17 protein-coding genes and 1 other annotated feature are annotated in these 17,705 nt (G+C 52.2%); of the genes, 2 read left to right on the top strand and 15 right to left on the bottom strand.

From position 1 onward, the window contains the following. Window positions 1-26 precede the first annotated feature (26 nt). Window positions 27-269: a binding site (T-box leader), on the top strand. A 113-nt stretch (window positions 270-382) separates the two neighbouring features. Both Q3886_RS02890 and metA read left to right on the top strand, forming a co-directional pair. Further along, window positions 383-1,675: an O-acetylhomoserine aminocarboxypropyltransferase/cysteine synthase family protein gene (locus Q3886_RS02890; protein WP_301859662.1), complete on the top strand. Its 1,293-nt coding sequence runs from the start codon at window positions 383-385 to the stop codon at window positions 1,673-1,675. Window positions 1,676-1,716: 41 nt separating this feature from the next. Next, entirely contained in the window at window positions 1,717-2,652 is a 936-nt protein-coding gene (gene metA, locus Q3886_RS02885) for a homoserine O-succinyltransferase (protein WP_301859661.1), read from the top strand. 99 nt (window positions 2,653-2,751) lie between these two features. Here the strand turns inward: metA and rpiB are convergent, their stop codons facing one another. From rpiB to Q3886_RS02810, 15 genes are all read right to left on the bottom strand, one after another. After that, on the bottom strand, window positions 2,752-3,192 hold the full coding sequence (gene rpiB / locus Q3886_RS02880; RefSeq protein WP_301859660.1) for a ribose 5-phosphate isomerase B: 441 nt from the start codon (window positions 3,190-3,192) through the stop codon (window positions 2,752-2,754). A gap of 100 nt (window positions 3,193-3,292) precedes the next feature. Further along, window positions 3,293-4,342 carry an L-threonylcarbamoyladenylate synthase gene (locus Q3886_RS02875; RefSeq protein WP_301859659.1) on the bottom strand — a complete coding sequence of 350 codons (1,050 nt, stop codon included), beginning with the start codon at window positions 4,340-4,342 and terminating at the stop codon, window positions 3,293-3,295. After that, the gene (gene prmC, locus Q3886_RS02870) at window positions 4,339-5,208 is read right to left on the bottom strand and encodes a peptide chain release factor N(5)-glutamine methyltransferase (RefSeq protein ID WP_301859658.1); all 870 of its coding nucleotides are present in this window, start codon (window positions 5,206-5,208) and stop codon (window positions 4,339-4,341) included. Before prmC ends, Q3886_RS02875 begins: the two co-directional genes overlap by 4 nt. Beyond that, the gene (prfA, locus tag Q3886_RS02865; RefSeq protein WP_367881546.1) at window positions 5,201-6,289 is read right to left on the bottom strand and encodes a peptide chain release factor 1; all 1,089 of its coding nucleotides are present in this window, start codon (window positions 6,287-6,289) and stop codon (window positions 5,201-5,203) included. Before prfA ends, prmC begins: the two co-directional genes overlap by 8 nt. A gap of 15 nt (window positions 6,290-6,304) precedes the next feature. Next, window positions 6,305-7,219, bottom strand: a complete 915-nt coding sequence (locus Q3886_RS02860) for a DUF1385 domain-containing protein (protein WP_301859657.1) — start codon at window positions 7,217-7,219, stop codon at window positions 6,305-6,307. A 50-nt stretch (window positions 7,220-7,269) separates the two neighbouring features. Beyond that, window positions 7,270-7,476: a 50S ribosomal protein L31 gene (rpmE, locus tag Q3886_RS02855; RefSeq protein ID WP_087477995.1), complete on the bottom strand. Its 207-nt coding sequence runs from the start codon at window positions 7,474-7,476 to the stop codon at window positions 7,270-7,272. A 91-nt stretch (window positions 7,477-7,567) separates the two neighbouring features. Continuing rightward, window positions 7,568-8,074 carry an anaerobic ribonucleoside-triphosphate reductase activating protein gene (nrdG, locus tag Q3886_RS02850; protein ID WP_301859656.1) on the bottom strand — a complete coding sequence of 169 codons (507 nt, stop codon included), beginning with the start codon at window positions 8,072-8,074 and terminating at the stop codon, window positions 7,568-7,570. A gap of 13 nt (window positions 8,075-8,087) precedes the next feature. Further along, complete coding sequence (gene nrdD / locus Q3886_RS02845) at window positions 8,088-10,238, bottom strand: anaerobic ribonucleoside-triphosphate reductase (protein WP_301859655.1); 2,151 nt, start codon at window positions 10,236-10,238, stop codon at window positions 8,088-8,090. A gap of 247 nt (window positions 10,239-10,485) precedes the next feature. Beyond that, entirely contained in the window at window positions 10,486-11,193 is a 708-nt protein-coding gene (locus Q3886_RS02840) for a tRNA threonylcarbamoyladenosine dehydratase (protein WP_301859654.1), read from the bottom strand. 3 nt (window positions 11,194-11,196) lie between these two features. Next, the gene (locus Q3886_RS02835; protein ID WP_301859653.1) at window positions 11,197-11,559 is read right to left on the bottom strand and encodes a VOC family protein; all 363 of its coding nucleotides are present in this window, start codon (window positions 11,557-11,559) and stop codon (window positions 11,197-11,199) included. Between the two features lie 4 nt (window positions 11,560-11,563). Further along, window positions 11,564-12,052, bottom strand: a complete 489-nt coding sequence (locus Q3886_RS02830) for a YbaK/EbsC family protein (RefSeq protein WP_301859652.1) — start codon at window positions 12,050-12,052, stop codon at window positions 11,564-11,566. Between the two features lie 90 nt (window positions 12,053-12,142). After that, window positions 12,143-15,187 carry an SMC family ATPase gene (locus Q3886_RS02825; protein ID WP_301859651.1) on the bottom strand — a complete coding sequence of 1,015 codons (3,045 nt, stop codon included), beginning with the start codon at window positions 15,185-15,187 and terminating at the stop codon, window positions 12,143-12,145. After that, window positions 15,184-16,329 carry an exonuclease SbcCD subunit D gene (locus Q3886_RS02820; protein ID WP_301859650.1) on the bottom strand — a complete coding sequence of 382 codons (1,146 nt, stop codon included), beginning with the start codon at window positions 16,327-16,329 and terminating at the stop codon, window positions 15,184-15,186. Before Q3886_RS02820 ends, Q3886_RS02825 begins: the two co-directional genes overlap by 4 nt. Before the next feature lie 13 nt (window positions 16,330-16,342). After that, window positions 16,343-17,176, bottom strand: coding sequence for a deoxyribonuclease IV (locus Q3886_RS02815; RefSeq protein ID WP_301859649.1), 834 nt, complete (start codon window positions 17,174-17,176; stop codon window positions 16,343-16,345). Window positions 17,177-17,248: 72 nt separating this feature from the next. Beyond that, window positions 17,249-17,662, bottom strand: coding sequence for a Fur family transcriptional regulator (locus Q3886_RS02810; RefSeq protein ID WP_301859648.1), 414 nt, complete (start codon window positions 17,660-17,662; stop codon window positions 17,249-17,251). Between the last annotated feature and the right edge of the window lie 43 nt (window positions 17,663-17,705).

The raw sequence follows: 17,705 nt of genomic DNA, 5'->3' as shown, positions 1-17,705 counted from the left end.
TGATAGACTTACGTCAACAACTTGATAGTGTTGCAATGAAGAGAAGAGTACACGAAAAGGAATGGCACAGAGAGTTCCCACCTGGTGAAAGGGAATGCACGATGTTTCGTAGAAGATGGACTCGGAGCAGGCTGGTCGAATCGTTAGACCGTCCGGGCGCGCCCGTTACAGTGCTATGGTATTCAAGGCTTCAGCCTGCGTACCTGAAGAGGCTTAATCCGCGAGGGTTAGGTGAAATTGGGTGGTATCACGGTGCTTCCGTCCCTTTACCGGGGATGGAAGCTTTTTTTATTACCCATACACAACAGCTAACACACCATCTAAAGGTTGTCATAGTAAAGTAAAATAATTTAATGTATTTAGTACACAGGGGGAAATCACTATGAGCGAAAACACAAACAAAAACTACGCATTCGAAACATTACAGCAGCATGCAGGTCAGGTACCTGATCCTACGACAGGTTCTCGTGCCGTTCCTATTTACCAGACCACATCATATGTATTTAAGGATACGCAGGAAGGGGAAGATCTGTTCGCACTGCGCAAACCGGGCTTCATTTACAGCCGTCTGACCAACCCGACTCAGGACGTCCTGGAAAAACGCGTGGCTGCTCTTGAAGGCGGCACGGCAGCTCTGGCAACGGCCAGCGGTGCTTCTTCCATTGCCTACTCTATCCTGAACCTTGCCGGTGCAGGCGATGAAATCGTTGCAGCTCCTACGTTGTACGGCGGCACATTCGAACTGTTTACGGAAACATTCAAACACCTCGGCATTACGACCCGCTTTGCTGATGTAGACGATCCGGCATCGTTCGAAAAAGTCATCAACGACAAGACCAAAGCCGTTTACTTCGAAAGCCTGGGCAACCCGGCTATCAACATTCCGGACTTTGAAGCCATTGCTGAAGTAGCTCACAAACATGGCCTGCCGGTTATCGTCGACAATACCTTCGCTACACCGTACCTGTTCCGTCCGTTCGAACACGGTGCTGACATCGTCGTTCATTCGGCTACGAAATTCATCGGCGGTCACGGCACGACGCTGGGTGGCGTAATCGTAGAAAACGGCAAATTCGACTGGGCTGCATCGGGCCGGTTTAAAGAATTCGCATCGCCTGACGCTTCGTACAACGGCGTAAACTTCGCAACCGACGTTCCCGGTGCCGGCTTCGTTACCCGTATCCGTGCCAAAGGCCTGCGTGACCTGGGCGCCTGCATCAGCCCGTTCAATGCATGGCTCCTCATTCAGGGTCTCGAATCGTTGTCCCTGCGTATTGAACGTCACGTAGAAAATGCACAGAAAATTGCAGCATACCTGGAAAACCATCCGAAAATCTCCAAGGTCAACTACCCGTCCCTGCCGTCTTCGCCGTACTACAAACTGGCTCAGAAGTACTTCCCCAAGGGAACAGGCTCCATTTTCTCCTTCGAACTGAAGGACGGCTATGCAGCTGCTCGTAAATTCATTGACAACGCCGAAATCTTCTCCGATTTGGCCAACGTTGGCGACTCCAAGTCCCTCCTCGTTCATCCGGCATCGACGACGCATCAGCAGCTTTCTGAAGAAGCACAGCGCGCCTGCGGCATTACGCCGGGCACGGTCCGCATTTCCGTCGGTCTGGAAAATGTCAAAGACCTGCTGGCCGCTATTGAAAAGTCTTTAAATACGCTCTAAGTTATACCATATGTGAGTTACCCAGCAAAGGAAGATGTATCATGCCTATTAAGATTAGTGACGGCTTATCAGCCAAAGAAAAACTTCATGAAGAAGGAATCTTTACGATCGATAAGGGACAGGCCATCCATCAGGATATACGACCGCTCCGCATTCTTATCCTCAATCTGATGCCGCTGAAGAAGCCGACAGAGCTGCAGCTTCTCCGCCTGCTGGGTGATTCGCCGCTTCAGGTAGAAGTTGACTTCTGCCATACAGACAGCCATGAAAGCACCCACACCGATCCGTCATACCTGGAAGAAAATTATTATACCTTTGACGAAATCCGTCATAACTATTACGATGGATTTATCATGACCGGTGCACCAGTGGAACAGATCCCTTTCGAACAGGTCGATTACTGGCCGGAAATCGAGACGTATCTGGACTGGGCAAAGACCCACGCCTTTGCCAGCCTGTACTTCTGCTGGGGTGCTCAGGCTGCGCTGTATCATGACTACGGCGTCCACAAGCGGCTGCTGCCGGAAAAGTTATTCGGCATTTTCGAATATCAGCTGACGCAAAAGCATCATCCCCTTCTGCGGGGATTTGATGACCGCTACTTTATTCCCCAATCCCGTCATACAGCTATTGACGATATTGCGGTCTATAACACGAAAGGGCTGGAAATCCTGTCCCGTTCCGTAGAAAACGGCATCAACATTATTGGTACGCCAGACCACCGTCAGTTCTTCGTACTCGGTCATTTTGAATATGACCGGCGTACACTGGAAACGGAATACCTGCGGGATAAGAAAAAGGGACTGCCCATTGCAGTTCCCAAACATTACTACCCCAAGGACAATGACACGAAGACACCGTTCTTTACGTGGTGCAGCTATGCTCACCTCTTCTATCACAACTGGCTGAACATTGTCTATCAGGAAACTCCGTACTGTCTGGAGGACTTACACAGACAGGCAGCCTGTGCCCACTGACCCAGGCCCACACAAAAAGCAGGCAGGAAGAAATGGATGACATTTCTTCCTGCCTGCTTTTTTGTGTTTCTCTATACAATGGCTACCCTGCCCGGTTTCTCAGCGATTGTCCATAGCCGTAATTTTGGCGACTCGTTCGGCATGACGGCCGCCGTCGAAGCCAGTCGATAAAAAGATGCGGACAATTTCTCTGGCCACGCCCGGTCCGATAACACGGCCGCCCATAGTCAAAATATTGGCGTCATTATGGCGGCGGCAATATTCTGCACAGTACATATCGTTGCACAGGGCTGCGCGAATCCCTTTGACCTTATTGGCAGCAATGCCGATGCCAATGCCGGTGCCGCAAATCAGGATGCCCCGGTCAAAGGTGCCGTCTGCTACAGCTTCAGCTACCTTTTTGGCAATATCCGGATAATCACACCGTTCGCCCGTAAGGGTTCCGTAATCGGTAAAAGCAATGTTCTGTTCCTTTAAATATTCTTTGATATTTTCTTTCAGGTCAAATCCACCGTGATCTGCACCAAGTACCAGTTTCATCTGTCATATCCTCCTCTGCACAGCATACTACTATAATACATTATATTATACGCTGCCATGCCAAAAATAGAAAGGGTAACTACGCAAGAATATGTCGGTATTACACAAACCGCACATTTCCGCCGGCTGATTTTTTCATGCGGTTCATTACCGCTGCTCCCAGCCCTTCGCTGTCGATTCCTTCAGCCAGGATAAGATCGACCTTGTCTGTGTCAAAGGACAGAAGACCGGTGTATAACTGACGGGCCAGTGCTTCGGCATCGCCATGATGTCCCCATACATACCGGTGCGCATCTGGAAGGCAGGCACCGACTTCCTGACTGACCAGAAATCCGACGGTTTTGCCGTCGCGCCGCGCTTCTTCGTACAGCTGCTTCAGCTCTGCCATTACAGCTTCTACAGAGCCGACAGCAACAATCATAGGGGCTGCCGGCGCATAATGGCGGTATTTCATGCCCGGTGCTTTGGGTGTCCCCTGGCCTGTTACCAGATGGGTATCCATCCGTACATAGGGCACGACAGTGTGCAGCATTTCCGCCGTTACGCCGCCTGGCCGGAGGATCGTGACGCCGCCGTGATCGTTACATTCGACAATGGTCGATTCAACGCCGATCTTGCAGGGACCGCCGTCAATGACCATGTCAACCCGTCCATCCATATCGTGCATGACTTCTTCAGCTGTCGTCGGGCTGGGCCGGGTCGAAAGATTAGCACTCGGTCCGGCAACGGGCACGCCGGCAGCCTTTAAAAAGGCGCGGCATACGGCGTGATCGGGACACCGCAGGGCCACCGTATCCAGTCCGCCTGTCGCAGCGTCAGGCACCTGAGGCTGGCGCGGAAAAATAATTGTCAGCGGACCGGGCCAGAATGTCTTCATCAGCAACTCTGCTGTTGGTGAAACAGAAGCAGCCGCCTGCCGGACAGCGTCTCTCCCGGGAACGGTCAGAATCAGGGGATTATCACTGGGGCGCCCTTTGGCAGTATAAATGCTGCGGCACGCATCAGCATCGAGACCATTGGCGCCAATGCCGTATACCGTTTCCGTCGGAAATACGACGAGGCCGCCGTCCCGGATGATCTGTCCCGCTTCTTCCAACAGCGCTGCATCCCGTTTTATATCGGTAATTCGTACAAGTTTTGTCTGTTTCATTTACTCTTCTCTTTCCGTCGAAATACGAGAACCCGCGCAATGCCGCCGTAATCACATACGGTCCGTTCATGATGGTACATACCGTCAGCAGTGAAAATCCGGACGACATCGTCTTCCTGACCGGCGCCGATTTCGACAGCACAACAGCCGTCATCGCAAAGATGCGCCGGACTTTCTGCGGCAATGCGCCGGTATATATCCAGTCCGTCTGTGCCGCCAAACAGGGCCTGCGCCGGATCATGCGCTACTTCCGGCTGAAGATGGTTCATATCATCCTGCGTCAGATAAGGCGGATTGGATACAATCCAGTCAAATTGCCGGTCTTCCAGAGCACTGCATATATTGCTTTGTTTCCAGGTTACGCGCCTATCCAGCTGCAGGGCTGCCCCGTTTTTTCCGGCTATTTCCAGGGCCTGCGGCGATATATCAACGCCCATTCCTACGGCATTGGGCAAATACTGAAGCAGACTGAGAATAATGGCACCGCTGCCAGTGCCGATATCCAAAATAGCCGGAGCCGCATCCTTGGGAATCCGTTCCAGTACGGTTTCCACAAGGGTTTCCGTTTCCGGCCGGGGAATGAGGACATCGCCAGACACGTGAAAGTCCAGTCCCATAAAGGGCTTTACTCCCAGAATATGGGCAACGGACCACCGGGATGCCCGCTTTTTTACCAGTTCCCGATAGGCCGCCAGCTCATCGGCATTCATGGGTTCATCATAATGGGCATACAGGTAAATCCGCTCTTTATGCAGCACATGAGCCAGCAGTATTTCCGCATCCAGCCGGGGCGAATCGATTCCCTTCTGCGCAAAATACTGCTGTGTCCACTGCAGCAGAGCACCTATGGTCCAGAGCTTATTCATGCTGATTTTCTTCTTCTTTCATCAGTTCCGCCCGGCGTGCTTCAGCCAGGGCCTGAATAAATTCATCAATATCGCCGTTCAGTATATTTTCCAGCTTATACAGCGTCAGGTTAACCCGGTGGTCTGTAACGCGGCCCTGCGGGAAGTTATACGTGCGGATTCGTTCACTCCGATCGCCTGTGCCGACCTGGCTGCGCCGTGCTTCTGTCAGCTCGGCATCGGCTTCCTGCTGCGCCTGATCGAGGAGGCGGGCTTTGAGGACGCGCATGGCTTTGGCCCGGTTTTCCAGCTGTGACCGTTCATCCTGACATTCGACGACCATGCCCGTCGGGATGTGAGTCATGCGGACAGCGGAGCTCGTCTTGTTGACGTGCTGACCGCCGGCGCCGGAGGCACGGAAATAATCGACCCGTACGTCGTCCATATTCAGATTGACTTCCACATCTTCTGCTTCCGGAAGAACGGCTACTGTCGCTGTCGATGTGTGGATACGGCCGCCGGCTTCCGTAACAGGCACGCGCTGTACGCGATGTACGCCTGATTCATATTTAAGCTTGCCAAATACACCGGACCCTTCTACGGAAAAAATAACTTCCTTAAACCCGCCCAGTTCCGGCGCATTGGAACTGATGATGCTCGTCTTCCAGCCAGGCTGCTTTTCAATATACTTCATATACATGCGGAATAAATCGCCGGCAAACAGGGCCGCTTCGTCACCGCCGGCGCCGGCACGGATTTCCATGATGACGTTTTTATCATCCCGCGGGTCTTTGGGCAGCATGAGAACGTGGAGCTGTTCTTCCAGAGACGCCTGCTGGTCCGACAGTTCTGCCAGCTCTTCCTTGGCCATGGCGATCAGGTCGGCGTCGCTGTCCGGATCGTTGAGCAGTTCCTTATCGCCGGCAATCGTGTTGGATACATCCTTATATTTGCGGAATGTTTCCACAATCGGCGCCAGTGATGCATGTTCTTTCGTCAGTTTCTGCCATTCGTCCTGACGGGCAATGACGGAAGGGTCGCTGATGCGCTGTTCCAAATCCATAAACTTGTTTTCTACTGCCTGCACTTTATCGATAAACACGCTTATATCTCTCCTTTACGGTTCTGTATGTTCTTGTTCGTCCGCAGGTTTCGCCGCTTCCAGGGCTTTAATCGCTACTTCGATCTGATCGGCATGGGGTTCCCGGGTCGTCAGATACTGCAGCCAGAGGCCCGGCTTGATCAGGGTCTGCACAACAGCGTTATCGGTCCGGCCGGCCAGGCGGATCACTTCATAGCTGATGCCGGCAACAACGGGCATGAGAATAATACGGGACAGGACCCGTTCGATCAGACTGGGCCATCCCAGAAAGGCAAATACAAAAATGGACACGACCATGACGATGAGCAGAAAATTCGTGCCGCACCGCGGATGGAGACGGCTGTGGCGCTTTACATTTTCAACGGTCAGGGGTTCACCCGATTCATAGGTCCAGATCGTCTTGTGTTCGGCCCCATGGTATTCAAAAACACGCCGAATATCTTTCGTCAGGGAAATGCCCCATATATATAACAAAAAAATAGCCAGCCGCAGAATGCCTTCAATAATATTCATCTGGAAGGCATGATCGGCTATGCCGGGAATAAACTTTACGGCATACGTAGGAATGAGCAAAAAGAACACAATGGCCATGACGATGGAAAAAGCCATGGTCAGCGCCATTTGCCAGCCCGTGAGCTGTTCGTCTTCCTCTCCGGCAGCCTGTGCCGAATAGGACAAGCTCTTCATACCGTATACCAGCGATTCACACAGCGCGACAGTGCCGCGCAGAAAGGGTTTCTTCAACAGGGGAAACCGTTCCGTAATGGAATGAACCGGATCTTTTTTGACTGTAATATCTCCAGACGGCGTACGAACAGCCGTCGCAATATATTCTGGTCCGCGCATCATGACGCCTTCAATGACGGCCTGGCCGCCTACATATACCTTTCCCTTACGCAATGATCTATCCCTCCTGTTCCATGTTCCCATATACAAAGAGAGCAGAGCATTTCTGCTCTGCTGCTACGTTGTACTGCTGCTTATTTAGCTTTTTTACCATAACGTTTATTGAACTGTTCGATACGGCCACGAGCCTGCTGAGCGCGCTGCTGACCCGTAAAGAACGGATGGCATTTAGAGCAAATTTCAACACGCAGTTCAGATTTTGTAGAACCGGTTTCAAACGTATTGCCGCATGCACACGTTACAACGGCAGTACCGTATTTCGGATGAATACCTTCTTTCACGATTCACACCTCTTTCTTCCTCTATCATATCTAAAACCTATGCTCAAATAGTATATCACAGCAACTAATGAAATGCAAGAAAAAATTGCATTTACCTGCCATCTGGCCACAGCAGTACGGGTTCGCCGGCTTCCCGGCTTTTTACGACGTCGATAATCCGCTGATTCGACGAGCCGCGGAAGTACAGTCCCGGATCTTTCAGGGCATCTACAAAGGGGCCGTCGACCAGGACGTCACACCAGTGCAGAAGAGCTGCTTTCTCCGGATCGGCCAGGATTTCTTCATACAAATAGCCGGAATAGACCCAGATGGATTTCTGAGGCATTGCCTGTTTTATCGTTTCTGCCAGTTTTGCCAGATCGGCTGCATTTTCCATCGGTTCGCCGCCGAGAAATGTCAGGCCGCCGTTTACAGGGGCCTGCAGGTAAGACAGAAGCTGCGTCGTTTCTGCTTCTGTCCATTCCTGGCCGGCCTGAAAGTCCTGATATTCCGGATTAAAACAGTTGACGCAATGGCGCGTACAGCCGGTAACAAAGACGGTGGCGCGAATGCCCGGGCCATTGGCTATATCATATTGTCGGATTTGTCCATACCGCATAGTCTGTCATCTCCTAGATATGAAGAACGCGGTTCTTGATTTCCTGCGTCCGTCCTTCGTTCCAGAAATTTTCGCCCAAGTAGCCGCAGGTCCGGCGAATAACCGTCAGCTTGGACTTGTCCGTATTGTGGCACCGCGGGCATTCCCATTCGTTGTGCTCGTTCAGAATAATTTCGCCATCAAAACCGCATTCGTGACAATAATCCAGCTTGGTATTGAATTCGGCATACGTAATCTTATCGTAAATGTACTGAACCATGGTCAGGACAGCCGGTATATTGTGGCTCATGTTGGGAATTTCGGCATAGCTGATGCAGCCGCCTGTCGACTTGTCTTCAAATTCCGCTTCAAAGGAAAACTTGTCGAACACATTGATCGATTCGCGCACGTCTACGTGATAGCTGTTGGTATAATACCCCTTATCAGTCACATCTTTGATGATGCCAAAGCGAGCCTTGTCGATTTTGCAGAACCGGTTGGTCAGGTTTTCAGCCGGCGTACCGTACAGGGCAAAGCCAATGTTCGTTTCTTTTTTCCATTTCTGAATATGGGCATTGAAGTCGTCCATAATGCGGAGAGCAAAGGCTTTCCCTTCCGGCGCCGTATGGGAGCAGTGCTTGGTCAGCAGTGTCGCTTCATACATGCCGATGTATCCCAGAGACAACGTCGCATATCCGCCGTAAATGAACTTTTCAATAGATTCACCGGGCTTCAGGCGGGCAATGGCACCGTACTGCCAGTGTACAGGCGATACGTCCGACGTAATGCGCTTGAGCAGATCAACGCGCAGGAGCAGCGCTTTTTTGCACAATTCCAGGCGCTTGTCGAGGATCTGGAAGAATTTTTCTTCATCGCCGTCGGCAAGAATGCCGATCTGCGGCAAGTTGATGGAAACGACACCCATATTGAAGCGGCCGTCAAACTTATATTCTCCATTTTCATCTTTCCAGGGGCTCAGGAAAGAACGGCAGCCCATGGGACTGAACACGTTGCCTTCATAGACTTCGCGCATTTTCTTTGCCGAAATATAATCGGGATACATGCGCTTGGCCGTACATTCCGCAGCCAGCCGGGTCAGGTAAAAATAGGGGCTGTCTTCGTGAACATTATGTTCATCCAGCACGTAAATCAGTTTGGGAAAGGCCGGCGTTACGTACACATTGGCTTCATTCTTGATACCCTGAATGCGCTGGCGAAGCAGTTCTTCGTCGATCAGAGCCGCTTCTCTGGCGTATTCATAGTCCGGCTTGAAATACATGAACAGCGTTACAAACGGAGCCTGGCCGTTCGTCGTCATAAGCGTATTAATCTGATATTGAATCGTCTGGATGCCGTCTTTAATTTCTTTTTTCGTCCGCTTCCAGGCAATTTCCTCGGCCTTTTCCATATCCGGTTCAATACCGTATACTTCGCGCTGTTCTTCTACGACAGCAGCCATGTATTTTTTGAAGGACTTGCGGACGTAAGGAGCCAGAATCCGGTCGATGCCGTTAATGGACTGGCCGCCGTACTGGCCGCTGGCAACCTGGGCAATAATCTGCGTCGTTACCGTGCAGGCTACCTGAAAAGACTTGGGCGTGTCGATTTTTTTGCCGTTAATAACGGTCCCATTGGCCAGCATATCTTCCAGGTTGATAAGACAGCAGTTAAACATGGGCTGAATGATATAATCCATATCATGAAAGTGAATGGCACCGCCGTCATGGGCCTGGACGATATCGGCCGGAATCAGTTTGCGGCGGGCAATATCCTTGGATACTTCGCCGGCAATCAGATCCCGCTGCGTCGATACGACATGGCCGTTTTTATTGGAATTTTCATCGAGAACGTCGAGATTCGTATTATTCAGCAAGCCGAACACATCTGTATCGGTCGTATTGGTCTGCCGCTTGAAAGCCTGAATGGCCTTGTAATTTTCGTAGGCTCTGGCCGTAGCAGGATTATTGTACTTCAGCAGCCGGTAATATACCTGATCTTCAATGGCGTAAATCGTCATATCCTTGTGCATGTTCGAAGCATATTCTTCGATTTCTCCGGCAATTGTCGCAGCTTGTCCTTCTTCATAAATGCCACTGCTGCTATTCATCGCTTTTTCAATAGCCGCCGTAATTTTATCCCGGTCAAAGGGCACGCGCTGGCCATTGCGTTTAATTACTTCCAACATATCGGATACCTCCACATGATATAGTATATAACAGTGTTTTTACTTGCCTCTGTATACAACATATTCCATTTTTTCTGTTGTCGAGTCTGTTCTAATCATACTATATACAGTATAGCGTGTCAATCCGGGAATACAGCATCCTGTTTCCACAAGTTGTGACTAAGTGCTATCAAAAAGGCTGGAAGCCGCCAAAAAAGCTGTGGTTTGAAAGCCACAGCTCCTGTGTATAACTGATGAAAAAAAATTTTTACGCCAGATCCAGCAAATCCCGAATGACGGCACCGGCCAGAATCAGACCGGCTACAGACGGAACAAAGGAAATGCTGCCCGGGCTGGGCCGTACTTCGCCTTCGACCTGAACAGGCCGCGGCTGTTCCTGGGAGTACACGACCTTTACATGCCGGATACCCCGTTTCTTCAGTTCCCGGCGCAGAACTTTCGCCAGAGGATCTACGGAAGTCTTTGCCAGATCGGCAATTTCAAAATACTCTGGATGAAGCTTGTTGCCGGCACCCATGGATGAAATGACGGGTATGCCTGCTTTGTGCGCTTCTGTAATAACGTCAATTTTGGCGCTGACTGTATCGACAGCATCGACGACGTAATCGGCGCCAGATGCGGCAATAAAGTCCGGGTAATCACCGGGAAGATAAAACATACGGTGTGTTTCTACCTGAATGTCCGGATTAATGGTCAGCAGCCGTTCTTTCATAACGTCCGCTTTCGGGCGGCCAATAGTCTGTGTCGTCGCACCGAGCTGGCGGTTGAGATTGGATGGATCAAATACGTCGGCATCGACGAGGATTAATTTACCAATACCGGCGCGGCCCAGAGCTTCGACAGCAAAAGAACCGACGCCGCCGACGCCAAAGACCATGACCGTTTTCTGTCCCAGCAGGTCTACCTTGTCCTGACCGATGAGACGAGCTGTCCGTTGTGTATATTGTTGTTTCATTTCTTATTTCTCCGGAATTACTTCCAGCCAGTATCCGTCAGGATCGGCAATAAAATAGATCCCCATGGCCGGGTTTTCATAGACAACGCAGCCCATCTTTTTGTGTTTGGCCAGGGCTGCATCCATATCGGCTACGGAAAACGCCGTATGGAATTCGTTTTCGCCGAGATTATACGGTTCTTTCCGGTCTTTGAGCCATGTCAGTTCCAGCTGAAAGTCGGACACGCCGTCGCCGAGATAGACAATCGTAAAATCAGGATTTTCGATGCGGCGCACTTCTGTCAGTCCCAGGGCTTCCCGGTAAAAATCCAGACTGCGCTGCAGATCCAGGACATTGAAATTCGTATGTCTAAATGTAAATTGCATGCTCTTATTCCTCCTTTGTACAGTTCTGCCAGCCTTTGGATACATCTACCCAGGCAGCAGCATGGGCATAGCGTTCCAGCTCGGACAGGGTCAGCTCAATAGCGCTGTTGGCACTGCCACAGGCCGGAAAGACCGTGGAAAACCGCTGCAGCGATTCATCCAGGTATACTGTCACACCTGGATTGACGGCAAAGGGACACACGCCGCCTACAGGATGGCCAATACGCTGTTCTACTTCATCGGCCTTGATCATAGTCGCCTTTTTATGAAACCGTTCTTTAAATTTATGATTATCTACGCGGGCATCGCCGGCAAACAGGACCAGAATGGGCCCGTCGTCGAGCAGGAATGACATGGATTTGGCAATCCGCTGTTCTTCTGTATGGAGTGCTGCCGCTGCTTCCGCTACAGTCGCGCTGGAATGATCCAGTTCGCGGACGCGGTCCTCCATATGCCACTGAGCAAAATACTCCCGCACCTTCTGAATAGACATGAGACGCTGTTCCTCCAAAACGAAAATATGCAGTGAATATGGATTATATTATAAGCCCTTTTCGAGACCTCTTCAAATAGCGATTTAGAATTACAGCAATTCGAAGGACGCCGTACTGCCCCGATCGGTTTTGCGAATGGCCAGGCGCGTATCAATGCGGTCCCGCAGTTCCGGAACGTGAGAAATAATCCCCAGGAGCCGGCCGCTCTGCTTCAGTTCCAGAAGGGCTTTCAGGGCAAAATCCAGGGTTTCTCCGTCGAGGGTGCCAAAGCCTTCGTCAATGAACATGGTATCCAGGTGTATCCCGCCGGAATAGGCCTGTACAACGTCAGCCAGCCCCAGAGCCAGCGCCAGCGAAGCCAGGAAGGTTTCACCGCCTGACAGGGTATTGGCCGGCCGGGCATAGCCGGTGTAATTATCAAAAACTTCAATATCCAGTCCGATTTGCCGGACCCGCTTGTCGTCCCAGGACTGAGACCGCTGCAGGGCATAGCGGCGCCGGCTCATTTCATCGAGGCGAATATTGGCGGCATGAAGCACTTCATCAAGGAGCGCTCCCAGTACGTACCGTTCAAAATTAATGCCTGTCTGTTTGCCTGCAATCAGTTCATATAAGGCACCTACGGTCTTGTACTGTTCCGTCAGCTCTTCCTGCCGGGCATGCCAGCCGGCAATCTGCTTCCGTGCTGTTTGGGCCTGCTGTACCTGCAGCGCTGCATGAGCTGCTGCTTCTGACAGTTTCCGGCACTGTTCGTTTTTTTCTGCCAGCGTCTTCGTATACATGTCCATCTGCGGCTCTGCCTGGCTGCCAACGGCCTGTTCTTCCTGGGCAATACGGCCCTGTACCTGCTGTACGTCCCGGTCGTAGGCGTCAACAGCAGCCTGTTCCGCATCCAGCGTCGAAATGAAAGGCTGCAGCTGGCGGCATTCTTTCACGCTCGTCAGGGCAGACTGGCCGATCTGTGCCTTAACAGATTCGCATAAAGCCGTATACTCATCCCGCAGGGCCGCAACCTGTGCCTGCAGCAGCTTGGCCTGTTCACTCCAGCGTGCTTCTTCCTTTTCCATATCGCCGAGCTGACGGCGCAGCGATTCCGTCTTCCCATCATAGTCTTTTAAGGACTGCTGCAGCTTCGCCATTTCCGCAGCTGCCCGTCCTGGCTTTCGATAGGTTTCCGGCAGATCCGCTTCTATCTGGGTCTGCTCGGCCTGTTTCTGTGCCGCCTGAAGGCGGGCCTGATCGGATTGGCGGCGAAGGCTCTCTTCTCTGGCTGTCAGCACTGCTTTTGCCTCTTCCCAGCCTGCAGCACGGCGGCGAAGTTCTTCGGCCTGAGCCAGCTGTTTGCCCAGCACTTCCGCCTTCTTTTCGGCCTGGTCCGACCGTTCCTGCCACTGCTGTACCGAGCCGTCTTCCGGATACTGCTGCCGCAGTCCTTCATATTCCTGTTTTTTGGCACCAATCCTGGTTTCTGCCTGCTTTACGGCAATTTCTGCTTCCTGCCGGGCCCTGTCGCTGGACTGAGCCTGCTGCCGGCACTGCTCTACATCTTCTTTCCGGGGCATCTTTTCCGCCGGTACGGCCAGTTTGGGATGGGTCACAGACCCGCATACAGGGCAGGGCTGGCCGTCTTCCAGGTCTGATGCCAGCAGGGCGGCCTGATTCTGTAAAAATACAGCCTGAACGGCATCGCAGCGGACACGGTCCTGCCGGGCCTGCTCTGCCGCCGCCTGCCAGACTGTCCGGGCTTTCCGGTATTCGGTCTCGGCCTGGTGAACTGCCTGCTGTACCTGCGCCATATGCCGCTCCTGTCGAAGCCGCTCCTGCACAGCAGCCAGTCTGGCTTTTGCCTGCTCCAGCGCCGCTGCCAGTGCCGGCTGGTTTTCCAGCACCCTTCGGCTGGCATCGAGCTGTTTCTGCAGTTCATCCCGCTGCTGCGCAGCCTGATTAAGTGCCGAAGCAGCCTTCTCTGCCGCTGCTTTGGCCTGCGCCGCTGTCTGGCATACAGCAGTATAATGCTGTGCCTTTTCGGCCCATCCCTGGAGGACGACAACCTGTTCCCGCTCGGCCTGACGACGGGGCAGCTGCTCCTGCAGCGCCCGTTCTTCCGCAGCAGCTGCATTCAGGCGCTGCCGCAGCTGTTCAGCCTGGGCCTCTGCCTGAGAGGCGTTTTTACCGACAACGGTGCCATGTTCCTGTACTTCATCCAGGCGCCGGCATGGCTCTGCCAATACCTGAGCCTGCCGCAGCTTCTGAATATATACTCGCTTCTGCTCAAAGGTTTCCCGTTTCTGTTCCAGCTGCGCTGCCTGCTGACGGCTCGCTTTCAGAGCCTGCCAATGACTGTACAACACCTGTGCGGCCTGTACAGCCTGCTGACAGGCATCGCGGTCGGCTGCCGCCGCCTGAGCCGATGCGGCTGCCTGGGCCTGTTGCTGCTGCAGTGTCTGTTCCAGTTGCAGCAGCCCTTCTTCGCTGTCAGCACCAATGCCCTGAAGGCACAGAGAAATCCGTTCATTCAGGGAGCTGTACTGTTCCTGAACGGCATCATGCTTCTCTTTGGCCAGTTCCTGCAGCTTGGCATAGCGCTGCGTATGAAACAGGATCTGCATGATCTGCTGCCGTTCACTGGAATTAGCCAGCAGCAGGCGGCGAAAATCCCCTTGCGGCAGCAAAACGACCTGGCGGAACTGTTCAGCCTGAAATCCCAGCAGCTCTTCTACATAGGCTGTCACATTTTTCGTCGCTATGACGCGGATATCTGCTCCGTCATCGTCAATTTCATAGAGTGCTGCCGTCGCCGGCGCTTTCCGAAGACCTGTCCCCCGCTTTTTGGCAACCTGCTGTTCCGGGCTGCGTTCTACGCGATATCGTTTCGTACCGACAATAAAGGAAAAAGACACCGATGTCGGCTCTTCAGGCGAAGCGTATTCACTGCGCATATGAGCGCCAGACCGGCTGTTGCCGCTGGTCGTGTTGTACAGGCTGTAGCAGATGGCATCCAGAATCGTCGTCTTCCCGGCACCGGTAGGCCCGTAAATGAGGAAGAAATTTCGGTCTCCCAGCAGGCGAAAGTCGACGACCTGTGTGCCGGCATAGGGACCAAAAGCCTGCATTTTCAAGTATATGGGCTTCACAACAATCCGCCTCCTTCTGCTTCCAGCAGTCCTTTCCACAGTTCATCCATACACGTCCGTTCCGCTTCTGTCAGCGGCCGGTCTCCCTGCATGGCCATGGCAAAACTTTCAAACAGCTGCCGTTCTGTCGTCCCATGGAGATCAAAAGATCGTTCTTCAGAGCCGGCAGTCCGGCGGTTCGGCGTTTCCAGAGCCATGGCACGGGGATACTTTTTCCGCAGCTTGGCCATGCCGTCGAGAATAGGCGCTTCGTCAGCCAGGCGGAACAAAAGAAAATCGCCGCACCCTTCATCGTCGCGGCGCATAATATCATCAAAAAAGCCTTCCACAACCTGTACATCATGTTTGGGCACAAAGGGCTGAAACACAGTCTGTACAGTACCGCTGCCGTCGATATCCACTACTAGGGCACCTTTTTTCTGACGAGCTTCGCCAAAGGAATACTTGAGCAGACTGCCGGCATAGCGGACTGCAGGACTGCCGGCCTGCTGCGGCCCGTGCAGGTGGCCTAATGCCGTATAGGTATATCCGGAAAATATGGAACTATCGACCATATCGGTTCCGCCAATAGACAGAGGCCGTTCAGAATCACTGGCTGTACTGCCGGCAACAAAGGCATGGGCAATGCAGACAGATCGTCCCTGCGGCACACCGCCCTGATGCTGCATGAGGCCGACCAGAGCCTGTTCATGACTCCGTATGTCATCAGCCTGCAGGTAATGGCGAACTGCTGCCGGTTCTGCAAAGGGAAGGGACACGAACGTCACCGGCCCATCCTGATCATACAGCGTAATCGGACTGGGCAGTTTATCCAGTGTACCGGCAATGTGCAGCCCTTCTTTGGCCAGAAGGGCACTACCAAAAGACAGCCTGGCGGCACTGTCATGATTGCCGCTGATGACAAAAAAAGGGACCCCCATTTCGGCCGTAATTTTCGTCGAAATTTCATCAAATAAGGCCACTGCTTCTGTCGGCGGCAGACTGCGGTCATATACGTCGCCGGCCAGGACAACGGCGTCGATATGTTCGTCCCGGATGAGCGGCAGAAACTGTTCGGTCAGCACGTAAGCCTGGTCATCAGTCAAATAACTGCCGTAAAACATTTTTCCCAAATGCCAGTCTGCAGTGTGTAAAATTCGCATAACTCCAGTCTCCTTATTCTACGTATGCTGCCCGCAATGCCGCAATCTCCCGGGCATAGCCGTCCATATCATTAGGCGTTTCCAGATAAAAGGGCAAATTGCGCAGTGCTGGATGATTAATAATCTTCGTAAACGCTGCCATGCCAATATGGCCCTGACCGATTTTTTCATGTCTGTCCTTATGACTGCCCAAAGGATTTTTACTGTCGTTAATATGAACGGCCCGCAGACGGTTCAGGCCGATAATGCGGTCAAACTGCTCCAACACTTCATCCAGATGATCGACAATATCATAGCCGCCGTCAAACACATGGCACGTATCCAGGCAGACTCCCATATAGTCAGACAACGTGACTTTGCTGATAATATCGGCAATTTCTTCAAATTTCCGCCCTACTTCCGTCCCCTTGCCGGCCATCGTTTCCAGCAGGACTCTCGTCTTCTGACCGGGAAACATGGTTTCATTCAGCATAGATGCAATATAGTCGACAGCGATTGGCACGCCCTGGCCGACATGACTGCCGGGATGAAAATTATACTGACAGTTGTCCAGATATTCCAGGCGCCGCAGGTCATCTGCCATGGCTTCGACTGCAAACTGGCGGGTCCGTCCTGTTTTGGAGCAGCCATTGAGCGTATAGGGAGCGTGAGCCAGAATAGGCGCAAAATGGTGGTCTGCCATAAACGCATTCAGTGCCGCCATATCGGCCGTATCCAGTTTGCGTACGCTGCCGCCGCGGGGATTGCGCGTAAAGAACTGAAAGGTATCGGCGCCAATAGATACGGCTTCTTTTCCCATATGTAAAAATCCCTGTGAAACAGATAAATGACATCCAATATGTAACATGATCGTCTTCACCTCATATATAAAAAAAGCCGCCTGACAAGCCATGTCCACGGCAGCTTTTATGTGTACCTATTATGATTCTGCATGCTGGCAGTCCTTGCAGACGCCAACAAAAGATACGTTGACACCGTTAACCGTAAACCCGGTCTGCTCGGCAGCCTGTTTGGCCAGGGCCTTTTCATCAATATCAACGTCGACTATGCGATTGCACTTTACACAGCGAATATGGGCATGCTGCGTCGTGTTATAATCGTATCGATGCGAATCTTCACCACACTGTAAAATTTTAACAATGCCAATTTTAGCAAAAATTTCCATCGTTTTATATACAGTAGCCAAACTCATGGACGGATACTGCGGCTGCAGCTGCTTATAAATCATTTCCGCATTGGGATGATTCGGATTATTGTCGATCGCATCATATACGGCCAGCCGCTGCGGCGTTACCTTATAGCCGTTGTTTCGTAATACTTCAGCAATATTCACAGAAATTCCTCCTTTCTTCCGCCTCATAGGATGCGTATTATAT

The organism is uncultured Megasphaera sp. (genome assembly GCF_958350005.1).
Classification (GTDB): Bacteria; Bacillota; Negativicutes; order Veillonellales; family Megasphaeraceae; genus Megasphaera.
Note: the sequence above shows the minus strand (reverse complement) of the source record. Positions and strands in the feature narration are given on the sequence as shown.

Bases quoted from the DNA above. Each gene is read 5' to 3' on its own strand.
- Q3886_RS02890 (WP_301859662.1), top strand. From the start codon at position 383: ATGAGCGAAAACACAAACAAAAACTACGCATTCGAAACATTACAGCAG.
- prmC (WP_301859658.1), bottom strand. From the start codon at position 5,208: ATGAATAAGCTCTGGACCATAGGTGCTCTGCTGCAGTGGACACAGCAG.
- Q3886_RS02815 (WP_301859649.1), bottom strand. From the start codon at position 17,176: ATGTTACATATTGGATGTCATTTATCTGTTTCACAGGGATTTTTACAT.
- nrdD (WP_301859655.1), bottom strand. From the start codon at position 10,238: ATGTTGGAAGTAATTAAACGCAATGGCCAGCGCGTGCCCTTTGACCGG.
- Q3886_RS02860 (WP_301859657.1), bottom strand. From the start codon at position 7,219: ATGGGAACATGGAACAGGAGGGATAGATCATTGCGTAAGGGAAAGGTA.
- Q3886_RS02875 (WP_301859659.1), bottom strand. From the start codon at position 4,342: ATGAAACAGACAAAACTTGTACGAATTACCGATATAAAACGGGATGCA.
- Q3886_RS02820 (WP_301859650.1), bottom strand. From the start codon at position 16,329: ATGCGAATTTTACACACTGCAGACTGGCATTTGGGAAAAATGTTTTAC.
- metA (WP_301859661.1), top strand. From the start codon at position 1,717: ATGCCTATTAAGATTAGTGACGGCTTATCAGCCAAAGAAAAACTTCAT.
- nrdG (WP_301859656.1), bottom strand. From the start codon at position 8,074: ATGCGGTATGGACAAATCCGACAATATGATATAGCCAATGGCCCGGGC.
- Q3886_RS02835 (WP_301859653.1), bottom strand. From the start codon at position 11,559: ATGCAATTTACATTTAGACATACGAATTTCAATGTCCTGGATCTGCAG.
- Q3886_RS02830 (WP_301859652.1), bottom strand. From the start codon at position 12,052: ATGTCTATTCAGAAGGTGCGGGAGTATTTTGCTCAGTGGCATATGGAG.
- Q3886_RS02840 (WP_301859654.1), bottom strand. From the start codon at position 11,193: ATGAAACAACAATATACACAACGGACAGCTCGTCTCATCGGTCAGGAC.
- rpiB (WP_301859660.1), bottom strand. From the start codon at position 3,192: ATGAAACTGGTACTTGGTGCAGATCACGGTGGATTTGACCTGAAAGAA.